22 protein-coding genes are annotated in these 25,632 nt (G+C 66.9%); 11 read left to right on the top strand and 11 right to left on the bottom strand.

The features are described from left to right. Window positions 1-46 precede the first annotated feature (46 nt). Both M3I53_RS17160 and moaC read right to left on the bottom strand, forming a co-directional pair. Window positions 47-397: a nucleotide pyrophosphohydrolase gene (locus tag M3I53_RS17160; protein ID WP_254317088.1), complete on the bottom strand. Its 351-nt coding sequence runs from the start codon at window positions 395-397 to the stop codon at window positions 47-49. Window positions 398-401: 4 nt separating this feature from the next. Then, window positions 402-881, bottom strand: a complete 480-nt coding sequence (gene moaC, locus M3I53_RS17155; RefSeq protein WP_254317087.1) for a cyclic pyranopterin monophosphate synthase MoaC — start codon at window positions 879-881, stop codon at window positions 402-404. A gap of 179 nt (window positions 882-1,060) precedes the next feature. On the opposite strand from moaC, the gene M3I53_RS17150 reads away from it, so the two are divergent. Beyond that, window positions 1,061-2,875 carry a M48 family metalloprotease gene (locus M3I53_RS17150; protein WP_254317086.1) on the top strand — a complete coding sequence of 605 codons (1,815 nt, stop codon included), beginning with the start codon at window positions 1,061-1,063 and terminating at the stop codon, window positions 2,873-2,875. Window positions 2,876-2,883: 8 nt separating this feature from the next. Here M3I53_RS17150 and M3I53_RS17145 read toward each other — a convergent pair whose 3' ends face one another. The 6 genes from M3I53_RS17145 to M3I53_RS17120 form a co-directional block, all read right to left on the bottom strand. Further along, complete coding sequence (locus M3I53_RS17145) at window positions 2,884-3,519, bottom strand: DUF2946 family protein (RefSeq protein ID WP_254317085.1); 636 nt, start codon at window positions 3,517-3,519, stop codon at window positions 2,884-2,886. Further along, on the bottom strand, window positions 3,512-4,600 hold the full coding sequence (locus tag M3I53_RS17140) for a YheT family hydrolase (protein ID WP_254317084.1): 1,089 nt from the start codon (window positions 4,598-4,600) through the stop codon (window positions 3,512-3,514). Before M3I53_RS17140 ends, M3I53_RS17145 begins: the two co-directional genes overlap by 8 nt. A 27-nt stretch (window positions 4,601-4,627) precedes the next feature. After that, complete coding sequence (locus tag M3I53_RS17135; protein ID WP_254317083.1) at window positions 4,628-5,074, bottom strand: nuclear transport factor 2 family protein; 447 nt, start codon at window positions 5,072-5,074, stop codon at window positions 4,628-4,630. Window positions 5,075-5,377: 303 nt separating this feature from the next. Beyond that, complete coding sequence (waaF, locus tag M3I53_RS17130) at window positions 5,378-6,403, bottom strand: lipopolysaccharide heptosyltransferase II (RefSeq protein ID WP_028205951.1); 1,026 nt, start codon at window positions 6,401-6,403, stop codon at window positions 5,378-5,380. A 208-nt stretch (window positions 6,404-6,611) separates the two neighbouring features. After that, window positions 6,612-6,806: a zinc-finger domain-containing protein gene (locus M3I53_RS17125; protein WP_028205950.1), complete on the bottom strand. Its 195-nt coding sequence runs from the start codon at window positions 6,804-6,806 to the stop codon at window positions 6,612-6,614. A gap of 59 nt (window positions 6,807-6,865) precedes the next feature. Next, window positions 6,866-7,789 (bottom strand): branched-chain amino acid transaminase, encoded by a 924-nt coding sequence (locus M3I53_RS17120; RefSeq protein WP_133182812.1) that lies wholly within the window; start codon window positions 7,787-7,789, stop codon window positions 6,866-6,868. A 497-nt stretch (window positions 7,790-8,286) separates the two neighbouring features. Here M3I53_RS17120 and M3I53_RS17115 point away from each other — a divergent pair, with 497 nt between their 5' ends. From M3I53_RS17115 to M3I53_RS17085, 7 genes are all read left to right on the top strand, one after another. Continuing rightward, window positions 8,287-9,486 (top strand): phosphoglycerate kinase, encoded by a 1,200-nt coding sequence (locus tag M3I53_RS17115; RefSeq protein WP_254317082.1) that lies wholly within the window; start codon window positions 8,287-8,289, stop codon window positions 9,484-9,486. 429 nt (window positions 9,487-9,915) lie between these two features. Further along, window positions 9,916-11,352 (top strand): pyruvate kinase, encoded by a 1,437-nt coding sequence (pyk, locus tag M3I53_RS17110; RefSeq protein ID WP_254317081.1) that lies wholly within the window; start codon window positions 9,916-9,918, stop codon window positions 11,350-11,352. A 410-nt stretch (window positions 11,353-11,762) separates the two neighbouring features. Continuing rightward, window positions 11,763-12,827, top strand: a complete 1,065-nt coding sequence (fba, locus tag M3I53_RS17105; RefSeq protein WP_254317080.1) for a class II fructose-bisphosphate aldolase — start codon at window positions 11,763-11,765, stop codon at window positions 12,825-12,827. A 225-nt stretch (window positions 12,828-13,052) separates the two neighbouring features. Next, window positions 13,053-13,943: a phosphoribosylaminoimidazolesuccinocarboxamide synthase gene (locus tag M3I53_RS17100; protein ID WP_254317079.1), complete on the top strand. Its 891-nt coding sequence runs from the start codon at window positions 13,053-13,055 to the stop codon at window positions 13,941-13,943. Window positions 13,944-13,969: 26 nt separating this feature from the next. Then, entirely contained in the window at window positions 13,970-14,488 is a 519-nt protein-coding gene (gene purE, locus M3I53_RS17095; protein ID WP_028205944.1) for a 5-(carboxyamino)imidazole ribonucleotide mutase, read from the top strand. Window positions 14,489-14,544: 56 nt separating this feature from the next. Further along, on the top strand, window positions 14,545-15,762 hold the full coding sequence (locus M3I53_RS17090; protein ID WP_254317078.1) for a 5-(carboxyamino)imidazole ribonucleotide synthase: 1,218 nt from the start codon (window positions 14,545-14,547) through the stop codon (window positions 15,760-15,762). A 14-nt stretch (window positions 15,763-15,776) separates the two neighbouring features. After that, window positions 15,777-16,829: an L-threonylcarbamoyladenylate synthase gene (locus M3I53_RS17085; protein ID WP_254317077.1), complete on the top strand. Its 1,053-nt coding sequence runs from the start codon at window positions 15,777-15,779 to the stop codon at window positions 16,827-16,829. Window positions 16,830-16,926: 97 nt separating this feature from the next. On the opposite strand, the gene M3I53_RS17080 is transcribed toward M3I53_RS17085, so the two are convergent. From M3I53_RS17080 to dacB, 3 genes are all read right to left on the bottom strand, one after another. Continuing rightward, window positions 16,927-18,321 (bottom strand): SGNH/GDSL hydrolase family protein, encoded by a 1,395-nt coding sequence (locus M3I53_RS17080; RefSeq protein WP_254317076.1) that lies wholly within the window; start codon window positions 18,319-18,321, stop codon window positions 16,927-16,929. 181 nt (window positions 18,322-18,502) lie between these two features. After that, window positions 18,503-19,477, bottom strand: a complete 975-nt coding sequence (locus tag M3I53_RS17075) for a sterol desaturase family protein (protein WP_254317075.1) — start codon at window positions 19,475-19,477, stop codon at window positions 18,503-18,505. A gap of 342 nt (window positions 19,478-19,819) precedes the next feature. Next, a complete protein-coding gene (gene dacB / locus M3I53_RS17070) occupies window positions 19,820-21,502 on the bottom strand; it encodes a D-alanyl-D-alanine carboxypeptidase/D-alanyl-D-alanine-endopeptidase (protein ID WP_254317074.1) in 1,683 nt (560 codons plus the stop codon). A 419-nt stretch (window positions 21,503-21,921) separates the two neighbouring features. Here dacB and M3I53_RS17065 point away from each other — a divergent pair, with 419 nt between their 5' ends. The 3 genes from M3I53_RS17065 to M3I53_RS17055 all read left to right on the top strand — a co-directional run bounded on the left by M3I53_RS17065 (window position 21,922) and on the right by M3I53_RS17055 (window position 25,614). Further along, a complete protein-coding gene (locus M3I53_RS17065) occupies window positions 21,922-22,584 on the top strand; it encodes a response regulator (RefSeq protein ID WP_028205939.1) in 663 nt (220 codons plus the stop codon). 86 nt (window positions 22,585-22,670) lie between these two features. Further along, entirely contained in the window at window positions 22,671-23,972 is a 1,302-nt protein-coding gene (locus tag M3I53_RS17060; RefSeq protein ID WP_254317073.1) for an ATP-binding protein, read from the top strand. 136 nt (window positions 23,973-24,108) lie between these two features. Further along, window positions 24,109-25,614, top strand: a complete 1,506-nt coding sequence (locus M3I53_RS17055) for a DegQ family serine endoprotease (RefSeq protein WP_254317072.1) — start codon at window positions 24,109-24,111, stop codon at window positions 25,612-25,614. The last annotated feature ends 18 nt before the right edge of the window (window positions 25,615-25,632 follow it).

Below are 25,632 nucleotides of genomic sequence, written 5' to 3'. Positions count from 1 at the left end.
CGCCCGTGCGTGAAGCGGCGACGAGCAAGTGCCGCCGTTCCGGCAATCAAAGCTCGGAGTATTTCGCAGCGCTGCCTTTCGCCTTCTCCACGGGGTAGCGCTGCGCGTTCAGCTTGAGCTTTTCCGCTGCCGCCTCGACCAGATCGATTCCGGCGGTATGCGCGACCAGCAAGAGGTAGATGAACACATCCGCGCATTCGTGCCTGAGATGCGTGAGTTGCGCGGGATCGGCGAGCTGTGCGTCGATCTGAGCATCGGTCTTCCACTGGATCGTTTCCAGCAGCTCGCCAGCCTCGATGCTGGTGGAGACGATCAGGTTGCGCAACGTGTGAAACTGCTCCCAGTCGCGCTCGTCACGGAAGGCCAGAACCTGCGCGAGCAGTTCGTCGAGCGTCATGGCGTCACCGCTCCGCCACCCAGTCACCCGACTTCCCGCCGTGCTTTTCCAGCACGCGCACATCGGTAATCGTCATGCCGCGGTCCACGGCCTTGCACATGTCGTAGACGGTCAGCAGTCCGACCTGCACGGCGGTCAGCGCTTCCATCTCCACGCCCGTGCGGCCGAGCGTTTCCACCTGCGCCGTGCAGTGAACGCCGGGCAGCGCTTCATCGAGCGCGAAGTCCACTTTCACGCGCGTGATGGCGAGCGGGTGGCACAGCGGAATCAGATCCGAAGTGCGCTTCGCCCCCTGGATCGCGGCGATGCGCGCAACGCCGATCACGTCACCTTTTTTCGCGTGGCCGTCGCGGACCAGCGCGAAGGTTTCCGGCAACATGCGGATCGTGCCGCGCGCGAGCGCGATGCGCTTCGTCTGTGCCTTGCCGCCGACATCGACCATATGAGCGTCTCCGGCGGCGTCAAAATGCGTGAGTTCAGGCATGGTGGGTTCTTCCTTGAGGGGTACCTATCTTAACAGTGCGGCACGCCGCGCTTTCTACGCGTCTTGCCGCGCCGCAAGAGTTGTAAGGCGGGCTACAATCGATCGGTTGGCGCAAGCGCGCTGCCGTTCTCAGCGGGCGCGCCGCCGCCACTGTTCCGCATTCCCCGATCCTGTCATCAATGCGTCTGAAACGGCTGCTTGCTGCATGGTTGTGCGCGTCGCTCGCGGTTTCGCCGCCAGCGTACGCGCAGGCGTCGAATGCCGCCGCGCTCAAGTTCGGCGCGGCCCCGCCGACAGCCGTGCAGCCCGCCCCGGCCCCCTCCGGACCTGCACCGAATGCGGCCAATGCGGCCAGTGCGGCGCCCGCACTTGTCAGCGGCCCGTTCGACGTCGAAGCGGACCCCGTAGTCCCCGCCTCGATCGCGCAGGGCGTGTTCGGCACCTACGGCGGCGCGCAGAGCCGCTTTTCGGCCCAGGGCCCGGCAGGCTCAGCTTCCTCCTCTTCGAGCGGCAATACCGGCGTGCGCGCCCCCGCCTGGGTGCCGCAACTGCCCGACCTCGGCGACGGTTCGGGCGGCGCGCTCACGCCGCAGGCCGAGCGCCGTATCGGCGAGCGCGTGATGCGCGAGATTCGCCGCGACCCCGACTATATCGGCGACTGGCTCGTGCGCGACTACCTCAATGCGGTGGCCGCGCGCCTCGGCGCGGCCGCCAGCGCGCAGTTCATCGGCGGGTATCGGCCCGACTTCGATCTGTTCGCGATCCGCGACGGCCAGATCAATGCGTTCTCGCTGCCGGGCGGCTTCATCGGGGTGAACTCGGGGCTCATCGTCGTCACGCAAACGGAATCCGAACTCGCTTCCGTGCTCGGTCACGAAATGGGCCACGTCTTGCAGCGGCACATCGCACGTATGCTTTCGCAGAGCGAGCGCACGGGTCTGGCCGCGCTGGCCGGCGTGCTGTTCGGCATTCTCGCGGGCGTGCTCGCGCACAGCGGCGATCTCGGCGCCGGAATTGCGCTCGGCAGCCAGGCGTATGCCGTGGACAGCCAGTTGCGTTTCTCGCGCGCCGCGGAGCACGAGGCCGATCGCGTGGGCTTCCAGTTGCTCTCGGCGGCGGGTTACGACCCGTGGGGCATGGTGGCGTTTTTCGAGCGGCTCGAGCGCGATTCGATGGAAGACACGGGTGTGCCGGCCTACGCGCGCACGCACCCGCTCACCGGCGAGCGCATCGCCGACATGCAGGACCGCGCGCGCCGCGCCCCTTACCGTCAGCCGCGCCAGGCGTCCGAGTACGGTTTCGTGCGGGCTCGCGTGCGTGTGCTTCAGGACCGCACGCGCAACGAGTACATCGACGAGGTCTCGCGTCTGCGCTCGGAACTCGAGGACCGCACGGCGCTCAACGTTGCCGCGAACTGGTATGGCATTGCCTACGCGCAGATGCTGCTGGAGCGCTACGACGACGCCGCGGCGTCGCTTGCGAACTCGCGCGCGGCGTTCGCGCAGTTCGAGGCCGCGGACGGCAGCAAGACGCGCAACTCGCCGAGTCTCGACGTGCTCGCCGTCGATATCACGCGCCGCGCGGGCCGCACCGACGATGCCGTGCGGCTGGCCGAGGCCGCGCACAAGGCGTGGCCGGGCTCCCACGCGGCCACCGATGCGCTGCTGCAGGCGCTGATCTCGGCGCGCCGCTTCAAGGAGGCGCAGACGCTCGCGCGCGGCGAAACCGAGGCTGAACCGCAGCAGGACGCATGGTGGCTCTATCTGGCGCAGGCGAGCGCAGGACTCGGCGACGCGCTGACCCAGCATCGGGCGATGGCGGAGAAGCTGGCGCTCGACGGCGCCTGGCCCTCGGCCATCCGTCAACTCAAGGAGGCGCGCGACATGAAAGCGGTGGGCTACTACGATCTGTCGACGATCGAAGCGCGCCTGCACGACTTCGAGGCGCGCTACCAGCAGGAGCGCCAGGACGAGAAGGACGAGGGCCGCGGCTGAGCCGGCGCTCAGTCCTCGGAGGCAGGCGGCGTGCCGCTCGCGCCGTGCTGCGCGGCCTGCGCTTCGCGCTCGGCGCGCGCGGGACTCGTCACGAAGGCAAAGCGCGCGCTCACGTCGGCGCGCTCGATCGGCTGCAGCGGTAGCGCGGCGCCGGCGCGCCAGTGGAACGTGCCGCTCTGGGCGTCGTCCGCGAGCGTCGCGTGGTCGGTGAAGAGATCGAGGTCGTGGTCGTGCAGCAGCGCCGCGCGCGGCGGCCTGCCCGCATCGGCAAAGATCACGCTGCCCGCTTCGTCGAGGTAGGCGGCCACGGGCTCGAACGCTTGACCGCCCTGGTCGGTGAGCGTCAGCGCGTCATCGCCCTCATGACCCGCGGCGAGACGCACGATCCACGGCGTGTATTCGAGTTCGACGTACACGCGCTGCGGTCCGTTCTGGAAGTACCACTGGCCCTGTTCATCGCGCTCGTAATTGCGGTTGATGAAGCCGAGCAGCGCTTCGTGGCGGATCGCCGTGCCGGGTGCGTTCTGCGCCTGGGCGGCCTCGTCGCGCATGCGCCAGTTGCCGCGTGCGTCGAGGAGCAGCCAGCCCGTGCAATGCGGGACGTTGGGCCAGCGCGCGAGCGCCTGTTTGACGATGTCATCCATGAGAGACGAAAGACGAGAGATAAGCGAACACGCGCTGCGAAAGCCAGTCGCTACGGCCGGGGAACGGTCCCGTCATGAAGCCGACGTGGCCGCCGTGCGCGGGCTGATCGAGCTCGACCGCGGCGCTCACTTCGTGGCGCGCGGGCAGCGCGCGGCCCGGCAGGAACGGATCGTTGCGTGCGTTCAGAATGAGCGTGGGGACGGCAATTTCGCCGAGCATCGGGCGGATCGTCGCCTGGGTGTAGTAGTCGTGGGTATCGCGAAAACCGTGGAGCGGCGCGGTCACGACATTGTCGAATTCGTACATCGTGCGGCTGGCGAGCACCGCTTGCGCGTCGAACAGGCCGGGGTACTGCTCGAGTTTCTGGAGCGCCTTCACCTTCAGCGTCTTCAGGAAGCTGCGCGTGTAGATCATGCCGAAGCCCTGCGTCAGCATCTCGCTGCCTGCATGCACATCGAGCGGCGTGGAGATCGCGGCGGCGGCCGCGACGATCGCGGCGTCTTCGCGACGCTGGGCGAGCCAGTGCAGCAGCACGTTGCCGCCAAGCGACACGCCCGCGACAACGAGCGGTCCCGCGTGGCGGGCGGCGAAGCGGCGCAGCACCCAGTCGACTTCGGCGGAATCGGCGAGATGGTAGAAGCGCGGCAGCAGGTTCAGCGGACCGCTGCAGCTGCGAAAGTGGGGGATCGCCGCATGCCAGCCGTGCGCCTGCGCGGCGGCAGCGAGCGCGCGCGCGTAGTGTGAGCTCGAGCCGCCTTCGAGGCCGTGGAACAGGACGAAAAGCGGGGCATTACGTACGTTGGGGGCGTTGCGTGAATCCGCCGTGGCATGCTTGCCGTCCAGCCAGTCCACTTCAATGAAGTCGCCATCCGGCGTGTCCCAGCGCTCGCGCCGGTAGGCGGGCGCGGGCAGGCGCGAGAACAGCGCCGGTACGATGGTCTGGATGTGCGCACCGGGCAACCAGAACGGCGCGCGGTAGTCGGTGTCGTAGTGGGGGCCGAGCAGGGCGGTCTGGGCATCGAGCGCGGCCGCGACGCGGGCTGCCTCGCCGGGCCTGCTGGTGTCGTCGGTCGTACTCATCACTGCCCCCTGCTTTGCGCCCTTATGTCAGTGCAGCGCGCCCTGGCCGTGGCGCAATCGGGCCGAGAACTGGGTAGCTGCGTCGTCGGGCATGCGGCTCGCGTGAATGTGCGCAATGCGCCACTCGCCGCGCTCGTGAACCATCACGTAGGTCGTGAAGACCATGATGGGAATCGCGCTGGGATCGACCGGGCGGTGCGCTTCCACGATCGCATAGACCACGGTGCCGAGGCTGTCGTACACGCGGATGTCGAGCGGCTCGATCGACACCGGCGCCGCTTCGAGCTGCGCAGCGAGGCCGGTGCGGATGCTCGGCAGGCCATGCAGATGCGCGCCTTCCGCCGTGATGCAGCTCACGAACTCTTCATCGATCCACAGACCCATCAAGCTGTCGATGTTGACTTCCGCGACGGCCTGGTAGTACGCGTTGAGGGTGTCCGCGGCGGCTTCGAAGATGTGGGCAAAACGTGGCATGGCTCGTTGGTCTTGTGCGCTCGGTGGCGTCTGCCTGGGCGCGGGTTGGCGATTGATCGGTTGCGTCGCTGCGCGGCTGTCACTCCCGTGCCGCGCGTTTGCCGCGAGCATGCCGCTTTCGCGAGACAGGCCTGTGACGTCCTCCGATGCGGCGCTTTGGTCCCTCCCGCGCCTCGATGCCTCTATTGGGCGCGCGCAACACACGTGGCGTCCGTTGCGTGGCGCACATCCATTTGTGTGCGCGATGTTTTCAGCGTGGCGGGCGGCACATAGCCGCCCAACGCTGCTGGCGATGCCTCTTGCTTATCGCTGCCCGAGCAGCATGCCGCGCAGATCGCCGAAAACCTGCTCCGGACTCAGTTCGCGCAGGCAGTTCAGATGCCCGAGCGGACACTCGCGCGCAAAACAGGGACTACATTCGAGATGGAGCCATTGTACCTTTGCAAGCTCGGACAAGGGCGGCGTGTGGCGCGGATCCGTCGAACCGTAAAGCGCGACGAGCGGGCGGCGCAGCGCGGCGGCCACGTGCATCAGTCCCGAATCGTTGGTCACCACGGCGTTCGCGCGCGAGATCAGCGCGCACGCTTCGCCGAGCGCGGTCTGCCCGCACAGGTTGCGCACGTTCGGCGCGCGATCGGCAATGGCCTGGGCGAGCGGTGCGTCCTTCGGCGAGCCGAGCGCGACGATCTGCGTGTACGGGAACGACTGGCCCACCATCTTCGCGAGCGCCGCGAAATGCTCGGGCGGCCAGCGCTTGGCCGGGCCGTACTCGGCGCCGGGGCAGAACACGAGCAGCGGCACGCGCGTATCGAGATTGAAGCGCGCCGACACGCGCGACGCCTCGTTCGGGTCCGACTCGAGGCGCGGCATCGGCAGGTCGTCGGGCACGCTCGCGCCGGGTGCGTAGGCGAGCGCGGCGTAGTGCCCGACCATTGGCGCTCGCTCGTCCTTCGGTGGATTCGCATGGCGCACGTTCAAGAGGCCGTAGCGGTTCTCGCCCGTGTAGCCGATGCGCAGCCCGATATTGGCGAGCCACGGGATCAGCGCGGACTTGAGCGAATTGGGCAGCACGTAGGCGGCGTCATAGCGCTCGGCGCGCAAGTCGCCCGCCAGTTGCCAGCGGCGCAGCAGCTGCAGCTTGCCGTGGCCGAGGTCGGTGGCGTAGACGTCGCGAATCTCGGGCATGCGCTCTAGCACGGGCGCAACCCAGGTTGGCGCGAGCGCATCGATCTGAATGCGCGGGTGGAGTTTCACGAGCCGCGAAAAAAGCGGCTGCGCCATCAGTGCGTCACCGATCCAGTTCGGTGCGATTACCAGCGCGCGGCGCATCGGGAGTCAGGGTCCGGAGAGGGTAAAGGTTGCACGTGAGGCTTACCCGCCTCGCGCCGGCTCGGGCCGGCATGGGGGCGGATTGGGCCGCGCGCGAAACACGGTTGGGAAAATGGCGAGAAGCCGCGCGCCGGTGAACGGGCGGCGGCAGCACGTAAAACGCGCCGCCGCATGCAACGACGGCGCGCCGCGAGTGAGGCGAAACGCGTCAGTGGCCGTGGACGACCTCGCCCGCGCGCAGCTTGTAACGCGTGCTGCAGTACGGGCACTTCGCTTCGCCGTGCGTCACGTCGAGGAACACGCGCGGGTGGTTGCTCCAGCGCGGCATCGACGGATTCGGGCAGTAAGCAGGCAGATCCTTGGCCGAAAGTTCGACCAGCGGCATTTCCTTAATTTCGCTCATGAGGACGATTCTCTGTGTAGCTTTGGGGGCCGGGCAAAGTTCGCCCGGACCTTTTTGTCTTAGACCTTCGCGAGCCAGTGCGCGTACTTGTCGTTCTTGCCCGAAACCACGTCGAAGAAGGCCGATTGCAGCTTCTCCGTGACCGGGCCGCGCGAGCCGCTGCCGATGGTGCGATTGTCGAGCTCGCGGATCGGCGTGACTTCGGCGGCGGTGCCCGTGAAGAACGCTTCGTCGCAGGTGTACACCTCGTCACGCGTGATGCGCTTTTCGATCACGGGAATTCCCATGTCGCGCGCGAGCGTGATGACCGTGTCGCGCGTGATGCCGTCGAGGCACGATGAGAGGTCCGGCGTGTACAGCTTGCCATTGTTCACGAGGAAGAAGTTCTCGCCCGAGCCTTCCGAGACATAGCCGTCCACGTCGAGCAGGAGCGCTTCGTCGTAGCCGTCGGCGGTGGCTTCCTGGTTGGCGAGGATCGAGTTCACGTACCAGCCCGAAGCCTTGGCGCGCACCATCGACACGTTCACGTGATGGCGCGTGAACGACGACGTCTTCACGCGGATGCCCCTGGCGAGGCCGTCTTCGCCGAGATAGGCGCCCCACGGCCATGCGGCGATAGCCACATGAATGGTGTTGCCCTTGGCCGAAACGCCGAGCTTTTCGGAGCCGACCCAGATGATCGGGCGGATGTAGCACGACTCGAGCTTGTTCGCCCGCACGACTTCGAGCTGCGCGTCGGCGAGCGTCTTCGCGTCGAACGGTACGTCCATCTGGAAAATCTTGGCCGAGTTGAGCAGTCGCTTGGTGTGCTCGGCGAGGCGGAAGATGGCGGTGCTGCCGTCGGCGGTCTGGTAGGCGCGTACGCCTTCGAAAACACCCATGCCGTAGTGCAGCGTGTGGGTCAGCACGTGAATGTTGGCGTCGCGCCAATCAATCAGCTTGCCGTCCATCCAGATCTTGCCGTCGCGGTCGGCCATTGACATACGATTCTCCAGACAAGTGCAGTAAAGAGCGAGCTTATACGGTGGGCTTCGCCGCGCGCCGCGTGGCTGCGGTTGGCAAAGACCATTATTTTAGCGTCATTTGACGCCCGCCAGCGCGCCCGCGGGCGCTTGGGGCGGGGTTTTCGGGCGATTTTAGGGTCGCTTCGCGTTATTCCCCGGCGAATTTTTTCGGGCGCCGCGCATGCTGCGGCGCAGCAAATCGCGCTAACGCCCGCCCAGCGAACAGCGTCTGCCCAAATACGGGAGATTCGCCTGGACACGTCTCTGATCCTCCTGGCTATCAGCTAAAATACCGATCTCGCAATTCGATGCCGGCTCGTGCCAGCGACGAGCAGCGACCCGGAGCCGCGACCCGAGACAGCGTTCAAGACCGGATCCCCGCGCCGTGCCGCCCCGCACGTCTTGCCGCGCCAGACTAAGGCCTGCGGCGCCGCATCGCCTTGCCACCGCCTTCCCACCATCAAGATGACATGCCCATGAACAAGGTTCTGCGTCTTTCCGATCTGATCTCCGAAGGCAAATTGAAGGGCAAGCGCGTATTCATCCGCGCCGACCTGAACGTGCCGCAGGACGACCACGGCAACATCACCGAAGACACCCGCGTGCGCGCCTCCGTGCCGGCCATCAAGGCCGCACTCGACGCCGGCGCGGCCGTGATGGTCACCTCGCACCTGGGCCGCCCGACCGAAGGCGAATTCAAGCCCGAAGACTCCCTCGCGCCGGTCGCGAAGCGTCTGGCCGAACTGCTCGGCCGCGACGTGCCGCTGGTTGCGAACTGGGTTGAAAACGGCGTGAACGTCGAGCCGGGCAACGTGGTGCTGCTCGAAAACTGCCGCGTCAACAAGGGCGAGAAGAAGAACTCGGACGAGCTTGCGCAAAAGATGGCGAAGCTCTGCGATATCTACGTGAACGACGCGTTCGGCACCGCCCACCGCGCCGAAGCCACGACCTACGGCATCGCGAAGTATGCGAGCGTCGCCTGCGCGGGTCCCCTGCTGTCGGCCGAACTCGACGCGCTCGGCAAGGCGCTCGGCGCACCCAAGCGCCCGCTGGTTGCGATCGTGGCGGGCTCCAAGGTCTCGACCAAGCTCACCATCCTCAAGTCGCTGGCCGAGAAGGTCGACCAGCTGATCGTCGGCGGCGGCATTGCCAACACGTTCATGCTGGCCGCGGGTCTGAAGATCGGCAAGTCGCTTGCCGAAGCCGATCTGGTGGGCGATGCGAAGGCCATCATCGACGCGGCGCGCGCGCGCGGCGCCTCGGTGCCGATCCCGACCGACGTCGTGACCGCGAAAGAATTCTCGCCGACGGCCAAGGCCGAGACGAAGAACGTAGCCGACGTGGCCGACGACGACATGATCCTCGACATCGGTCCCGTCACCGCCAACGCGCTCGCGGCGCAGCTCGCGCAGGCCGGCACGATCGTGTGGAACGGCCCGGTCGGCGTGTTCGAGTTCGACCAGTTCGGCAACGGCACGAAGACGCTCGCGGATGCGATCGCCAGTTCGGGCGCGTTCTCGATCGCCGGCGGCGGCGACACGCTCGCAGCCATCGCGAAGTACAACATTGCCGACAAGGTCAGTTACATCTCCACCGGCGGCGGCGCCTTCCTCGAGTTCCTCGAAGGCAAGAAGCTGCCGGCGGTCGAGGTGCTCGAAACGCGGGCGGCTGGCTAAGTGGCGCCGCGAGCCCCGGCCGGGAAGGCCATGAGCAAACTTCCTCGTGCAGGCGCACAGAAGTCGCGCAGCGCAGCCGGGGCCGCAGCAAAACAGAAGGGGCGCACAGCGCCCCAGGCAGAGACGGAGCAAGCGGGGGCCGACGCGATCCCCGCCGCCGCTGCCGAAAAGGACATTGCGGCGACGCAGTCGACTGCTGAATCGACAGCCGCACAGAATCCGACAGGGCGCCCAGCCGCGCCCGCACCGAATACGACTACGCAGGTAGATAGCGCCGCAGCGGCTCATGTGAGCTCCGCGGCGTCCTCCAAGAAAGCGACGCCGGGTACACCCGGTGCGCGTTCCGGCGCATCCGCACCCGCGGTGCAACCGGCCAGCACTTCTCGCAGCAACGGTTTTCCCAGCGATCCTATCCAGACGAGGAGACTCATGCATCGCGCCACCAAGATTGTCGCCACCATCGGTCCGGCTTCCAGCACGCCGGACATCCTGCTGAAAATGATCCGCGCAGGACTGGACGTGGTGCGCCTCAACTTTTCGCACGGCACCGCCGACGACCACCGTCAGCGTGCTGAAATGGTGCGGGACTGCGCCCGCCAGGCTGGCCGCGAAGTTGCGATCATGGCGGACCTGCAAGGCCCGAAGATTCGCGTCGGCAAATTCGAGAATGGCAAGACGACGCTCGAGCCGGGCCATCCCTTTATCCTCGACGCCGAATGCGAGCTCGGCAATGACGAGCGCGTCGGTCTCGACTACAAGGACCTGCCGCGCGACCTGAAGCCGGGCGACATCCTGTTGCTCAACGACGGCCTGATCGTGCTCGACGTTTCGCGCGTGATCGGCAGCGAGATTCATACGGTCGTGCGCGTGGGCGGCGACCTGTCGAACAACAAGGGCATCAACCGGCAGGGCGGCGGCCTGACGGCGCCCGCGCTCACCGCGAAGGACATGGAAGACATCCGCACGGCCATGTCGCTGGGCGCGGACTTCGTCGCCGTGTCGTTCCCGAAGAACGCCACCGACATGGAAATGGCCCGCCAGCTCGCGAACATCGCGGGCGCACCGTACGGCATCAAGCCGAAGATGATCGCGAAGATCGAGCGCGCCGAAGCGATTCCGGCGCTGCAGGAAATTCTCGATTCGTCGGACGGCATCATGGTCGCGCGCGGCGACCTGGCCGTGGAAGTGGGCAATGCGGCCGTGCCGGCGCTGCAAAAGCGTATGATCCGCATGGCGCGCGACTCGAACAAGCTCGTCATCACGGCCACGCAGATGATGGAGTCGATGATTCACGCTCCGGTGCCCACGCGCGCCGAAGTCTCGGACGTCGCCAACGCGGTGCTCGACGGCACGGACGCGGTGATGCTCTCGGCCGAATCGGCGGCGGGCAAGTACCCTGTGCAGACCATCGAGGCCATGGCGGCGATTTGTCTGGAAGCGGAAAAGTCGGAGCAATCCGAGCTGGACAAGGACTTCCTCGACCGCACCTTCACGCGCATCGACCAGTCGATCGCCATGGGCGCGCTGTTCACGGCCTACCACCTGGGCGCAAAGGCGATCGTCGCGCTCACGGAGTCGGGCTCGACCGCACTCTGGATGTCGCGTCACTGGACCCATGTGCCGATCTTCGCGCTCACGCCGCGCGCGGGCAGCGAGCGTGCCATGTCGCTCTACCGCAATGTCACGCCGCTGCACCTCGACACGAGCAGCGACCGCGACACGGCGCTGCAGCAGGCCATCGAGGTGGTGGTGAGCAAGGGCTACGCGTCGCACGGCGACATGGTCGTGCTGACCGTGGGCGAGCCGATGGGGCAGCCGGGCGGCACGAACACGCTGAAGATCGTGCGCGTGGGCGACGTGCTGTAAGTTCGTCGCCGTAACCTCGCGGCGGCGATTTTTTTCGCTTTATTTTCGCGACTCCCGAAAATAAATGCGATCGTCGCCCGAGGTTGCCAGCTGGTATCGCACTGGTATCAGACCGGCGCCAGATCGGTGCCATTTAGACGCCTTTTCCCCGCAATTGCAGCCCGTACGCCATAGAAACGGCGCGCGGGCTGTCAACTCTTTTTGCACCTTCTCGCGGTTTTGACGCTCCGATACGCCAATTTCATGCCAGTTACGTGCCTGGCGCCGGGAACGGACGCGCTTCGCGATAAAATCACCCTATCGAGCCCGCGGCAGGTCACGCGGGCGGCGGCTGCCAGGCCGCCCTCGACCGGCTGCGCAAGACAGTCGGCGGCAGAAGCATTTCGTTTCAAATCAAAGGAGTAGCAACAATGCCTCTCGTATCAATGCGTCAACTGCTCGACCACGCGGCTGAACACGGTTATGCCCTGCCGGCGTTCAACGTGAACAACCTGGAACAGGTCCAGGCGATCATGGAAGCCGCGAACCAGGTCGGTTCGCCGGTGATCATGCAGGCATCGGCCGGCGCGCGTAAGTACGCGGGTGAGCCCTTCCTGCGCCACCTGATCGAAGCCGCGGTCGAGTCGTATCCGCATATTCCGGTCGTGATGCACCAGGACCACGGCCAGTCGCCGGCGGTCTGCATGGCCGCGATCCGCAGCGGTTTCACCAGCGTGATGATGGACGGTTCGCTCGAAGCCGACGGCAAGACGGTCGCATCCTATGAGTACAACGTCGAAGTCTCGCGCAAGGTCGTCGAAATGGCGCACTCGATTGGCGTCACGGTCGAAGCGGAACTGGGCGTGCTCGGGTCGCTGGAAACGATGAAGGGCGACAAGGAAGACGGCCACGGCGCCGAAGGCACCATGACGCGCGAGCAGCTGCTGACGGACCCGGAGCAGGCCGCCGACTTCGTGAAGCTCACGCAGTGCGACGCGCTGGCCATCGCCATCGGCACCTCGCACGGCGCGTACAAGTTCTCCAAGAAGCCCACGGGCGACATTCTGTCGATCCAGCGCATCAAGGAAATCCACGCGCGCATTCCGAACACGCACCTCGTGATGCACGGTTCGTCGTCGGTGCCGCAGGAACTGCTGGCCGAGATCCGCGAATTCGGCGGCGACATGAAGGAAACGTACGGCGTGCCGGTCGAAGAGATTCAGGAAGGCATCCGTCACGGCGTGCGCAAGATCAACATCGACACCGACCTGCGTCTGGCGATCACGGGCGCGATCCGTCGCTATATGTATGAAACCCCGTCGAAGTTCGACCCGCGCGACTACCTGAAGCCGGCTCGCGAAGCCGCGAAGAAGGTGTGCGTGGACCGCTTCCTCGCGTTCGGCTCGGAAGGCCAGGCCGGCAAGATCAAGCCGGTCTCGCTCGACAAGATCGCCGAAAAGTACAAGTCGGGCGAATTCGCGCAGATCGTTCGCTAAGCGGGCTTCTGCGTCAGGCGCGCCTCGTCGGCTGCGCCTGAAGTAGTAAAACATCGCCGTTTCCGCCTGTTTTGGGGGAACGGCGATGGGCTTTTCCGGGAAATTTGCCGGTTTTTGGTTTACCCTCGCATTACCTTCGGTTTTACGGTTTACTGGCGCGGTTGCAACCGCGATTCCGGACCGAACCCGCCTCCGTTTCGATTGTCCTTTTAGCGAATCACGACGATGTCTACCCTCTACGAATCCACGCTCCGCTCGCTGCCGCTTCTCGGCCGCGGCAAGGTCCGCGACAACTATGCCGTGGGCAACGACCAGCTGCTGATCGTCACCACCGACCGTCTGTCGGCGTTCGACGTCATCATGGGCGAGCCGATTCCGCGCAAGGGCGAGGTGCTCAACCAGATGGCCGACTTCTGGTTCGAAAAGCTCAAGCACGTCGTGCCGAACCACCTCACGGGCGTCGCGCCTGAAACGGTCGTGGCCGCCGACGAAGTCGAGCAGGTCAAGGGCCGCGCCGTCGTGGTCAAGCGCCTCGAGCCGATCCTCGTGGAAGCCGTGGTGCGCGGTTATCTGGCCGGCAGCGGCTGGAAGGACTATCAGGCAACGGGCGCCGTGTGCGGCGTCGAACTGCCGCCGGGCCTGCAGAACGCCCAAAAGCTGCCCGAGCCGATCTTCACGCCGGCGGCCAAGGCCGAATTGGGCCACCACGACGAGAACATCACGTACGACGAGATGGAGCGCCGCATCGGCACCGAGCTGTCGCGCACCATCAAGGAAATTTCGATCAAGCTGTACAAGGAAGCCGCCGACTACGCGGCGACGCGCGGCATCATCATCGCCGACACGAAGTTCGAATTCGGTCTCGACAACCACGGCCAGCTGTATCTGATGGACGAGGCGCTCACCGCCGACTCGTCGCGCTTCTGGCCGGCCGACCAGTATCAGGTAGGCTCGAACCCCCCGTCGTTCGACAAGCAGTTCGTGCGCGACTGGCTCGAAACCCAGGACTGGAAGAAGGAGCCGCCGGCGCCTAAGCTGCCCGACGAAGTGATCGCCAGGACGTCGGCGAAGTATCAGGAGGCGCTCGAGCGTCTTACGGGTCAAGAGCTCGCATAAGCGAGAAGAGGGAAAAAGGAAGCACAATGAGCGAAGTTCAGACGGCTCACCAGCATGCGGCGCCGCTCGTCGGCGTGTTGATGGGCTCCAGCTCCGACTGGGACACGATGAAGCACGCGGTCGCGATCCTGCAGGAGTTCGGCGTCGCGTACGAGGCCAAGGTGGTCTCGGCGCACCGCATGCCCGACGAAATGTTCGAGTACGCGGAAAAGGCGCGCGAGCGCGGCCTGCGCGCGATCATCGCCGGCGCAGGCGGCGCGGCGCACCTGCCGGGCATGCTGGCGGCCAAGACCACGGTGCCCGTGCTGGGCGTGCCGGCGGTCAGCAAGTATCTGAAGGGCGTGGATTCGCTCCACTCGATCGTGCAGATGCCCAAGGGCGTGCCGGTCGCGACCTTCGCCATCGGCGAGGCGGGCGCGGCCAATGCGGCGCTTTTCGCCGTCTCGATCCTGAGCGTGACCAACACCGAATACGCGAACAAGCTCGCGGCTTTCCGCGTGCGCCAGAACGAAGCGGCGCATGCCATGGTGCTGCCTCCGCTTTGATCGTCCCGCTTTGATCGTCCCCACGCGCCGCGGCCATCCCGCGGCCGACCACGAAGATGACTCCTGACAATTCACCGGTTTCACCGATCCTGCCCGGCGCCTGGCTGGGCATGGTGGGTGGCGGCCAGCTCGGCCGCATGTTCTGCTTTGCCGCGCAGGCGATGGGCTATCGCGTCGCCGTGCTCGATCCCGACGCGACGAGCCCCGCGGGCACGGTGGCCGACCGCCACATCTGCGCCGCGTACGACGACGAAGCGGCGCTCACCGAACTCGCGCGCCTGTGCGCGGCCATCTCGACCGAATTCGAGAACGTGCCCGCGGCGAGCCTCGACACGCTCGCGAAGTCGACCTTCGTGAGCCCGGCCGGACGCTGCGTGGCGGTGGCGCAGGACCGCATCGCCGAGAAGCGCTTTATCGCGGCGGCCGGCGTGCCAGTCGCGCCGCACGTGGTGATCGAGTCGTCGCAGGCGCTCGCCGGCATCGACGACAAGGCGCTCGCCGCCGTGCTGCCGGGCATTCTCAAGACCGCGCGCATGGGCTACGACGGCAAAGGCCAGGTTCGCGTCTCCAACGCCGAGGAAGTGCGCGAGGCGCATGCGTCGCTCGGCGGCGTGCCGTGCGTGCTGGAAAAGCGCCTGCCGCTGAAGTTCGAGGTGAGCGCGTTGATCGCGCGCGGCACGAACGGTCAGGCCGTGGTTTATCCGCTCGCGCAGAACACGCACCGCAGCGGCGTGCTCTCGCACACTATCGTGCCCGCGCCGGACGCAAGCCCGGCGCTCGTGCAGCACGCCCAGCAGGCCGCGATCCAGATCGCGGCGAAGCTCGGATATGTGGGCGTGCTGTGCGTGGAATTCTTCATCCTCGAAGACGGCTCGCTCGTCGCCAACGAAATGGCGCCGCGTCCGCACAACTCGGGCCACTACACGACCGATGCGTGCGCCACGAGCCAGTTCGAGCAGCAGGTGCGCGCCATGACGGCCATGCCGCTCGGCGACACGCGCCAGCACTCGCCGGCCGTGATGCTGAACATTCTCGGCGACGTGTGGTTCCCCTGCGCCGTAGGCGAGGCGAAGCCCCAGAAGGGCGCCGCGCCTGTGACGCCGCCTTGGGACGAGGTGGCCGCGATGCCCGCTGCGCGCCTGCATCTGTACGGCAAGGAAGAAGCGCGTCCGGGCCGCAAGATGGGCCACGTGAACTTCACCGCGCCGACGCTCGACGAAGCGCGCACGGCCGCCCGCGACTGCGCGCGCCTGCTGCACATCGCCACGAGCTGAGGTTGGGCCGCATCATGTCCGACCAGCAGAACGCGCCGCACCATGGCACGCCACCTCTGACCGATGCCGACATCGAGCACGCCGCCGCGCTGCTCGATGCGGGCGAACTGATCGCGTTCCCGACCGAGACCGTCTACGGTCTGGGCGGCGATGCGGCGAGCCCCGAGGCAGTCGCGCGCATTTACGCGGCCAAAGGGCGGCCGGCGAACCATCCGGTGATCGTGCACTTGCCGCCCGGCGGCGACCCGCAATACTGGGCCGCTCAGTGGCCCGAGGCGGCGCAAAAGCTCGTCGACGCGTTTTGGCCCGGCCCGCTCACGCTGATCGTCAAACGCCACGAACGCATTCCTGACGCCGTGAGCGGCGGCCAGGATTCGGTGGGGCTGCGCTGCCCGTCGCATCCGGTCGCTCAGCAGTTGCTGGCGGCGTTTTCCGCGCGGCGCGGCGGCCATGGCGGCGTGGCGGCGCCGTCGGCGAACCGCTTCGGCCACGTGAGCCCGACCACGGCGCAGCACGTGCGCGACGAATTCGGCGCGGCGGTGCATGTGCTCGACGGCGGCGCATGCGACGTGGGCATCGAATCGACGATTCTCGATCTCTCGCGCGGGTTTCCCGCGTTGCTGCGGCCCGGTCGCGTGACGCCGCACGACATCGCTCGCGTGCTGGGCGAGGCGCCCCGCTTGCCCGACGGCTCGGACGCCACGGCGCCGCGCGCCTCGGGCACGCTCAAGGCGCACTACGCGCCGCGCACGCCGCTCGCGCTGCTGCCGTTCGACGCGCTGGAGCCGCTGCTTGCGGCGGCGCGCGATGCGGGCGAAACGGTGGCGCTGGTGGCGCGCGTCTCGCGCGCGGGCGTTTGGGCGCAGGCCCAGGGCGTGCACTTCGTCGCTGCGCCGGAAGAGCCGCAGGAATATGCGCGAGAGCTGTATGGCTTGCTGCGCGCGCTCGATCGCGCGAACGTCTCGCGCATTCTCATCGAGAAGCTGCCGGAGACGATCGAGTGGATCGCCGTCAATGACCGGTTGGGCCGGGCGGCGGCGGCGTTCGAGGCGCAGCAGCAGGGCTGAGCACCTTCTTTCGCGTTCAATGAAAAACACCCCACGAGCCTGACGGTCCGTGGGGTGTTTTTTCTTGCACCTGAAAACCCGGTGCAAGCGACGCTTATCAGGGCGCCTTGCCGATGCCCGCAGCAGCCAGCTGCGTTTCGACGTACGTCGCGAACTGCGAATGCAGCGCCGTGGTCGGGTGCACGAGATCCGCGAACATGTAGGTCGTGGGCGCGTTGGCCGTCGTCAGCGTTTGCGGCGAGCAGAACAGCGAGCTGCCGAAGTTCTGGCCGTAGGCCGCGGCGTACGCGTTGATGGTGGCTTGCGGCGTCGTGGCCGGGTTCAACCCGAGCGTTGCTTGCGGATTGGCGAGCGCATAGTTGGTCGCGCTGTTCGTCATGGCCGTGAGGTTACAGGCCGTATCCGTGTTCGTCACGGTGAAGCCGAGGCTTGCCGCGTTCGCGATCGACTGGTCGAGCCACGAGAACGTATCGACCAGCACGACCTTCTTCGCCTGCACGTCGGCTGCGGTCGCCTTGATCAGCGTCAGGTTATACATCGCCGAAATGAGCGAGAGCGCCTGGTCAGCCGAACTCGCGGAGCCGGGCGTTGCGCCGATGGCGGCATCAGCCTTCAGCGCCGCCGGCGTCTTGCCGATGTCGGGCACCGTGACGACCGCGATCTTCGGATTGCCCGGGACGATATCCGCATGGACGAGCGCGCCCAGCGTGCCCGCTGCTGTGAGGACCGGGGCGATCGAGGCGAAGCTGGAGGCGTAGTTCGGGTTCGTGACGATACCGAGCGCGATGGCGGCGGGCACCAAGGCTGTTGCCTGCGCCTGGGTGAAGCCCGACTGCATCAGGCTCACAACCGTGCTCTGCTGCGTCGCGGGATCGTTGACGAGCGTCGAAAACGGAGTGGCCGCGAGCGCCGCGCCGAACAACGCCAAACCCGTGGGGCTGCCGTTAGTGGGCACGTCCAGCAGATTCAGGATTTCATTCGCGCCACCTTCCACGAGCACGAGCTGATTCGCATTGAAGCTGCCGTGCTGCGCCAGATACTGCTGGAGCTGCCACGTGACCGGCTGCTCGCTCGCGGCGGCGATCACGGCGCTGGTATTCGCCACGCCGCCGCCCGTCACGAGCGCGCCGCCTTGCGCGTAGTCGAGCCCGCCCGTGGCCGTGAGCGGCAGACCGAAGCCGCCTTCGAAGGCCGGCGAAAGCGTGTTGCCGAAGTACTCGGACACATGCTGCGCCCAGACCTCGCCCGGGTTGGTCGTGAAGCGGCCGCCGCCGAAGCCCGGCAGAATCTGCTCCGAATACGTGCCTGCGTCGGACAGGCTCGTGCCGAACGCCACCACCTGCATGCTGACGCCCGACGGCGGCGGCGTGCTCGCGTTGTTGTTCCCCCCGCTGCCGCCGCCGCAGGCGGCGAGCAGCGCAAAGGCGGCGCTCGCGGCAGCGATCTGGGTGGCGCGCAACAGCTTACGGTGTCTCGGTCCTTGATGCTTCATATTCACTTCATCTCCTCTGTGTGTGGCCTTTGATGCCATGCCTGCCTACTCATGCAACGGGTGCTCGTGGCACGAGCGGCTGCCCCGTTGTCGATGTTTTTTTCGATCGCCGGCCTTGCATGCAGCCCCTGTGTGCTGCTGCCCCAGGGTCAGGGCCAAGGCCGACAGACTACGCAATCTCTCACCTGTTGCGCGACCCGAACTCACCCTCGGTGTTGTTTTCCGGCACGCCGTAGCGCGTTCCCGCGGGTGTCGCCGGCGCCGTCACCGATGCGAGGCCCAGTGCGTCGTGGCGCTCGCACCAATCGGGCGGGGCGAACAGCGCGGCGAGACGCGAGCGCCAGTCGGGCATGCGCGCGAAGTCCCGCGCCATCGCGAGCCATTCGTGAAACGTCGCCCGGAGCGGATTGCATGACGCAAGCGGCTTGACGATGCCGTAGTCGGGCGCGTCGTGCGCGTCTTCCTCGACATAGCTGCCGAACAGGCGGTCCCAGACCGCGAGCACGCCGGCGTAATTGCGATCGATATAGCGCGCATTGCGCGCGTGATGGACGCGATGCATCGACGGCGTATTGAACACGTATCCGAGCCAGCCGAGCTTGCCTACGGCCTGGGTGTGCACGAAGAACTGGAATGCGAGATTGACGAGCACGATCGCGACGATCTGCTCCGGCGTGAAGCCGAGCATGGCGAGCGGAATCCAGAACAGCCACATGCCCGCCACCGGATACATGAGGCTCTGGCGAAACGCCGTGGAAAGGTTCAGGCGCTCCGACGAATGGTGGACGACGTGTGCAGCCCAGAGCCAGCGCACGCGATGGCTCGCGCGGTGAAAGACGTAGTAGAGCAGGTCCTGCGCGATAAAGAGTGCGAACCACGCGACGAGCCCCGGCTGCCACGAAACGAGCCGGCAGTGCCGGTAGACATAGGCATAGACGGGCACGGCGACGAGCCACGCAAGCTTGTCGGCGCCCTGGTGCATGAGCGCGAGCGCGGCGTTGCACAGCGTATCGGGCCAGGCGTAGCGGGCGCTGTCGAGAGGAGCGTTCGAGGCAGGGCGCGGCCGCGTGCGGGAGAGATGCCACGCTTCCCAGCCGATGCAGGCGAGAAACACGGGGGCGAGGGCGAGCAGCAGCCATTGCGCATCGAACTGCACGAACGTCGTCCTCCTTGTCCCGTGGGCGGCGCTGGCGGGCAGCGCGGCGGTTGTAGTCTCATGTCTTTTCGGCCGCGTTGGGGCGCGTTCTCACGGGCGCGCGGCTCGATTGGCGGGCGCGCGTGACAGATTTTTATGACGCGCCTTCGGCCTTTGCCCGTCAGGGTACACGCCTCGCGCCCAGGGCGGGCGGCGCTTTGCTAGAGGAAAGATTCGAGCCCGGCGCGCGGCGGCGGGCTCGGGTGAGGCGCACGGGGACAGGTCCGCGGCGCCCGCCCGGCGTGTACACAGCGTGCTCGCCGTGTGCAATCAGCGCGTGGTCAATGCGTGGTCAATGCGTGGTCAATGCGCGCCGCGTCGCCTGGCCGGAGCCTTGTGCGTGGCCTTCGCGACCTTCGACTCTTTCGTCGCGCGCCTCGGATGCGGCTCGACATACACGGGCTTTTCTTCGGGCATGCCCTTGTAGACCCACTCTAGCAACGCGTCATGCGCGGCGCGTGCCGATTCGGCGCGCGGATCGTTGATGAGGCTCACCACGATCCAGCTCTCGCCGTTCTCGGCCGCCACGTAACCGGCGATGGCGCGCACGTCGCGCAGCGTGCCCGTCTTGATATGCGCGTTGCCTTCCACGCCCGCGTTGGTGAGGCGGTGGCGCATCGTGCCGTCCACGCCGACGATCGGCAGCGAGTCGATGAACACCTGCGCGACCGGGCTCGCGTTCGCGTTCTGCAGCAGGTTCGCGAGCGAGAGCGCGCTGATGTGCTCTTCGCGCGAAAGGCCGCAGCCGTTGTCGAGCACGAGTTCGGGCATGTTCAGGCCGCTGCGCCGCAGGTACGCATTGACGGCCGTGGCGGCCTTGGCCGTGGTCGCAGGCGGCCTGCCCTCGACGGCGCCGAGCGTGAGGAACAGATTGCGCGCCATCACGTTGTTGCTGAACTTGTTGATGTCGTGCACGACGTCCGAGAGCGGCGGGCTCTGGTGCACGGCGAGCAGACGCGCGCGCGGCGGCACGACGCCTTCGCGCACCGCGCCGGCCGGCGTGGCGAAGAGGCTGCCGCCCGTTTGCTGCCAGAGGGCGAGGAAGCCGTCCGCGAAGAACGTGCTGTGGTCCACGGGCGCGGCCATGTTGAGCGTGCGCTCGCCGCAGCGCATGGCATAGCTGCCCGCGAAGCTCGCGGTGACGACGCCGTTGCCGCCCGGTGAAACCTGCGGGCTCGGCAGCATGCCGCCGCACGCGCCGGCGCGCTCGCGGATCTGGTTGTCGATCTGCCACTGCGCAACGGGTGGCACCACATCGATCGACACCCCCTCGCGAGAGGGCGAGAACGTGAACGAGACCGACTTGAACGCGTACATCAGCGGATCGGGGCCGACGTTGTAGGGCGCGCTGTCGTCGCCGTCGAACGAGGGCAGGTCGCGCGTGGACGGATCGAAATCGCTCTTGTCGAGCACGAGTGCGCCGTCGATGCGCGCGACGCCCGCCGCGCGAATCTTCTGCACGAGGTCGATCAGCTCTTCGGGCACGAGCTTCGGGTCGCCCGTGCCCTTGATATAGAGGTTGCCGTGCAGCGTGCCGCTCGCATCGACTTCGCCGTCGGTATAGGCGCTCGTTTTCCAGCGATAGTCGGGACCGAGCATCGCGAGGCCGCTCCACGTCGTGACGAGCTTCATCGTCGAGGCGGGCATCATCGGCTGGCCGGCATTCACGGCGACGCTGGGCTGGCGGTCGCCGACCTTTTCGATCACCACGCTGACCGACGAGAGCGGCACGTGTGCGCGCTCGAGGCCCGCCATGACGGTGGGCGGCAGCACGGTGGTCACGTTGACCGTGGGAATGCGCGCGCCTTCGGGCTGCGCATAGGCGGCCGGCGCGGCGGCGAAGCCCGCGGCGAGCGTGGCGCAGGCGAGTGCGAAGGCGAGCGGTCGAGGCAGGCGCGCAGTGGCGGCGGTGCGATGCGTGCGGTCGGTGTGCGAGGCAGGCAGTCTGAACAAGGAGCGTAGGCGGGACAGCGAAGCGGGCGGCATGAAAAGCGTTCGGGCGAGTGCAGGGGCGGTGCCAGGGCCGGGCGCGGCGCACGGAAAGGAGGACTCTCCGGTGCTGCGCGCGGGCGCGAAAATTGGGGCGGCGTGCGATTCGTGGTGTGCGCGCGATGCGCTCGCTGAAGGTACTGTACAAGCCTGCACGCGCGCATCGCGGCCGAATCACGAGTGGAGCGCCGCAAAAGCGCACATTGTAAAGACCTCGCGCCGCGTGCGCGCATTGCCGGCGAGAAAACGCTGCACATTGCGTGGCGTGATTCAAACACTGCCCATCACGCGCGCCATTGCATCGCGACCGGCTGCGTGCCGCAGCGGCGCGGCGCCCCTGTTCAGGCGCTAGAATGCTCGCATCCTCATCCACTCCTGCAGCGCGGCGCCAGCGGCGCCGCCCGGCCAACATTACGATGCGCATACTGCTAGTCGAAGACGACCGCATGATCGCCGAAGGCGTGCGCAAGGCGCTACGCGGCGAAGGCTTCGCGGTCGACTGGGTCGAAGACGGCGACGCCGCCCTCTCGGCCGCGAGCGCGGATTCTTACGACCTCATGCTGCTCGATCTCGGGCTGCCGCGGCGCGACGGTCTCGACGTGCTGCGCACGCTGCGCGCGCGCGGCGCGGCGCTGCCCGTCCTGATCCTCACCGCGCGCGACGCCGTCGCCGACCGCGTGAAGGGTCTCGACGCCGGCGCGGACGACTACCTCATCAAGCCCTTCGATCTCGACGAACTGGGCGCACGCATGCGCGCGCTGATCCGCCGCCAGGCGGGCCGCAGCGATTCGACCATCCGTCACGGCTCGATCACGCTCGATCCGGCTTCGCACCAGGTCACTCAGGACGGTTCGCCCGTTGCGCTCTCGGCGCGCGAATTCGCGCTGCTCGAGGCGCTGCTCGCGCGGCCGGGCGCGGTGCTCTCGAAGACCCAGCTCGAAGAGAAGATGTACGGCTGGGGCGAGGAGATCGGCAGCAATACCGTCGAGGTCTATATTCACGCGCTGCGCAAGAAGCTCGGGGCCGACCTGATCCGCAACGTGCGCGGTCTCGGCTACATGATCGCCAAAGACGCATGAAGCAGGTCATCGAGCGCTGCCATGCATGGGACCCGAGTCAGCGCCGAAGCGCTACCTCCGGATCGACAGGGAGCCCCCTTTAGCCGATGAGTTCCATCCGACGACAACTGCTGTTCTGGCTGCTCGCGATCGTCGTCGCGGGCGTCGGGCTCGCGGGCTGGCTGATCTATCGCCAGGCGCTCGCCGAAGCCAACGAGCTGTTCGACTATCAGCTGCAGGAAATCGCCGAGGCGCTGCCCTCCGAGCCATTCAACGAGATCCTCAGTTCGCGCGACACGGGCGACGAAGGCATCGTGCTGCAGATCTGGAATCGCAACGGCGTACTCATGTACTACTCGCATCCGCGTGCGCCGCTCGCGCCGCGTGCGGAACTCGGCTTTTCCACGGAGCGCACCGATCGCGGCGACTGGCGCGTGTATGGCGCGATCGTCGGCGACAACGTCGTGCAGCTCGCGCAGCCCGTTTCCGTGCGCAACCGGCTCGCCGCGAACGTCGCGTTGCGCACCCTCTGGCCGCTCATCGTGGTGCTGCCGTTTCTCGGCATCGCCGTCTGGATCATGGTGGGGCGCGGGCTCAGGCCGCTCTCGCGCGTCGCGCGCGCGCTCGACACGCGTCATCCCGAAGCGCTCGACCCGCTGCCCGAAGAGCGTCTGCCGCGCGAAGTCACGCCGCTCGTGCATGCGTTGAATGCGCTGCTCGAACGCCTCGCGCAGGCCATCGACACGCAGAAGGCGTTCGTCGCCGACGCCGCGCATGAGTTGCGTACGCCGCTGGCGGCCGTGCAGATCCAGGCGCAACTCGTTGCGCGCGCAAGGGATGACGAAACGCGCCGCGAAGCGCTCGTCGATCTGCAGGCGGGCGTGACGCGCGCCACGCGTCTCGCCGAGCAGCTGCTCGCCCTCGCGCGTTCCGAACCCGACGGTCATGCGCGTGCGCAAAACGTCGATCTGCATGCGCTGCTCGATGATTGCGTGCTCAACTATGCGCCGCTCGCGCAGCAGCGCGGCGTCGATCTCGGCATCGAGGAAAGCGCGGCGGCGAGCGTGCACGGCGACGCCGATGCATTGCGCGTGATGCTCAACAACCTGCTCGACAACGCGACCAAATACACGCCCGCGGGCGGCCGCGTGGACGTGAGCCTCGCTGTCGTCGACGGGCATCCGCGCGTGCGCATCGCGGACAGCGGGCCGGGCATTCCGGAAGAGGAGCGTGCACGCGTGTTCGATCGCTTTTATCGCGTGGGCGCCGGCGCGAATCGCGCGCGCACCGACATCGCCGGCACGGGCCTCGGACTCGCTATCGTGCGACGAATCGCGGATCAGCACGACGCGACCATCACGCTCGGCGATTCGCCCGCCGGCGGCCTGCTCGTGGACGTGCGGTTCTGAATCCGGACCGCCCGCAAATGCCCGCGGCGCGGGCGTTTGCGCGATTATTGCGATTTCCGCGTACTTAAGACTCCTTTAAGCGACACGGCTTACTCTTCGTTACGTCGTGATGAGTACCCCGCGCAAGGAGTCCGCAATGAATACAAAAGTGCTTTCCCGCAGTGCCGTGGCAGCCGCCGTGGTCGTCGCATTGTCGGCGGGCTACGTAGCCGGGCACCGTGATCTGCCTGCTCCGCAGGTCATCTCGCCGGCCCAGGCCGCGGCGATGATGCCCGCCGAAGCGGCAGCCAAGACTGGCATTCCCGACTTCTCGGGTCTCGTGGAAACCTACGGGCCCGCGGTGGTCAACATCAGCGCCAAGCACGTCGTGAAGCAGACGGCGCTGCGCAGCGGCGGCAGCGGCTCGCAGCAACTGCCGATCGATCCGAGCGATCCGTTCTACCAGTTCTTCAAGCACTTCTATGGCGGCGCGCCCGGCATGGGCGGCGGCGACAATGGTCCGCAGGCGGACCAGCCTAGCGCGAGCCTCGGCTCGGGCTTCATCGTCAGCCCGGACGGCTACATTCTCACGAACGCGCACGTCGTGGACGGCGCCAACGTCGTGACGGTGAAGCTCACCGACAAGCGCGAATACAAGGCGAAGGTCGTGGGTGCGGACAAGCAGTCGGACGTCGCCGTGCTCAAGATCGACGCGAAGGATCTGCCGACCGTGAAGATCGGCGACCCGCGTCAAAGCAAGGTCGGCCAGTGGGTGGTGGCGATCGGCTCGCCGTACGGCTTCGACAACACGGTGACCTCGGGCATCATCAGCGCGAAGTCGCGTTCGCTGCCGGACGAAAACTACACGCCGTTCATCCAGACCGACGTGCCGGTCAACCCCGGCAATTCGGGCGGCCCGCTGTTCAATCTGCAGGGCGAAGTCATCGGCATCAACTCGATGATCTATTCGCAGACGGGCGGCTTCCAGGGTCTTTCGTTCGCAATCCCGATCAATGAGGCGATCAAGGTCAAGGACGAACTCGTCAAGACCGGTCATGTGAGCCGCGGGCGTCTCGGCGTCGCGGTCCAGTCGATGAACCAGACGCTCGCCAACTCGTTCGGCATGGACAAGCCGCGCGGCGCGCTGGTGAGCTCGGTGGACGCGAGCGGTCCGGCCGCGAAGGCAGGCCTGAAGCCCGGCGACGTGATCCTGTCCGTGAACGGCCAGGCCGTGGACGATTCATCCGCTCTGCCTTCGCTCATCGCGGGCATGAAGCCGGGCACGAAGGCCGATGTTCAGGTGTGGCGTGACAAGAGCACGAAGGACCTCAGCGCAACCATCGGCACGCTCGGTGACGCGAAGGTGGCTTCGAACGACGCACCGCAGGCGCAGATGCAAGGGCGCCTCGGCGTCGCGGTGCGCCCGCTCACGCCGGAAGAGAAGAACAACGGCTCGCTCGACCACGGTCTGCTCGTCGAGCAGTCGGGTGGCGCGGCCGAAAACGCGGGTGTCCAGCCCGGCGACGTGATTCTCGCCGTGAACGGTCGCCCCGTGACGAGCGCCGATCAGCTCAAGCAAATGGTTTCGAAGGCTGGCAACAGCATTGCACTCCTGATCCAGCGAGACGACGCACAGATTTTCGTGCCCGTCGATCTCGGCTGATCCCTGCTGTCGCGAATC

The sequence above is a fragment of the Paraburkholderia sp. CNPSo 3272 genome (genome assembly GCF_024206495.1).
Lineage (GTDB): Bacteria > Pseudomonadota > Gammaproteobacteria > Burkholderiales > Burkholderiaceae > Paraburkholderia.
This window is presented reverse-complemented; position numbering and strand designations above follow the sequence as displayed.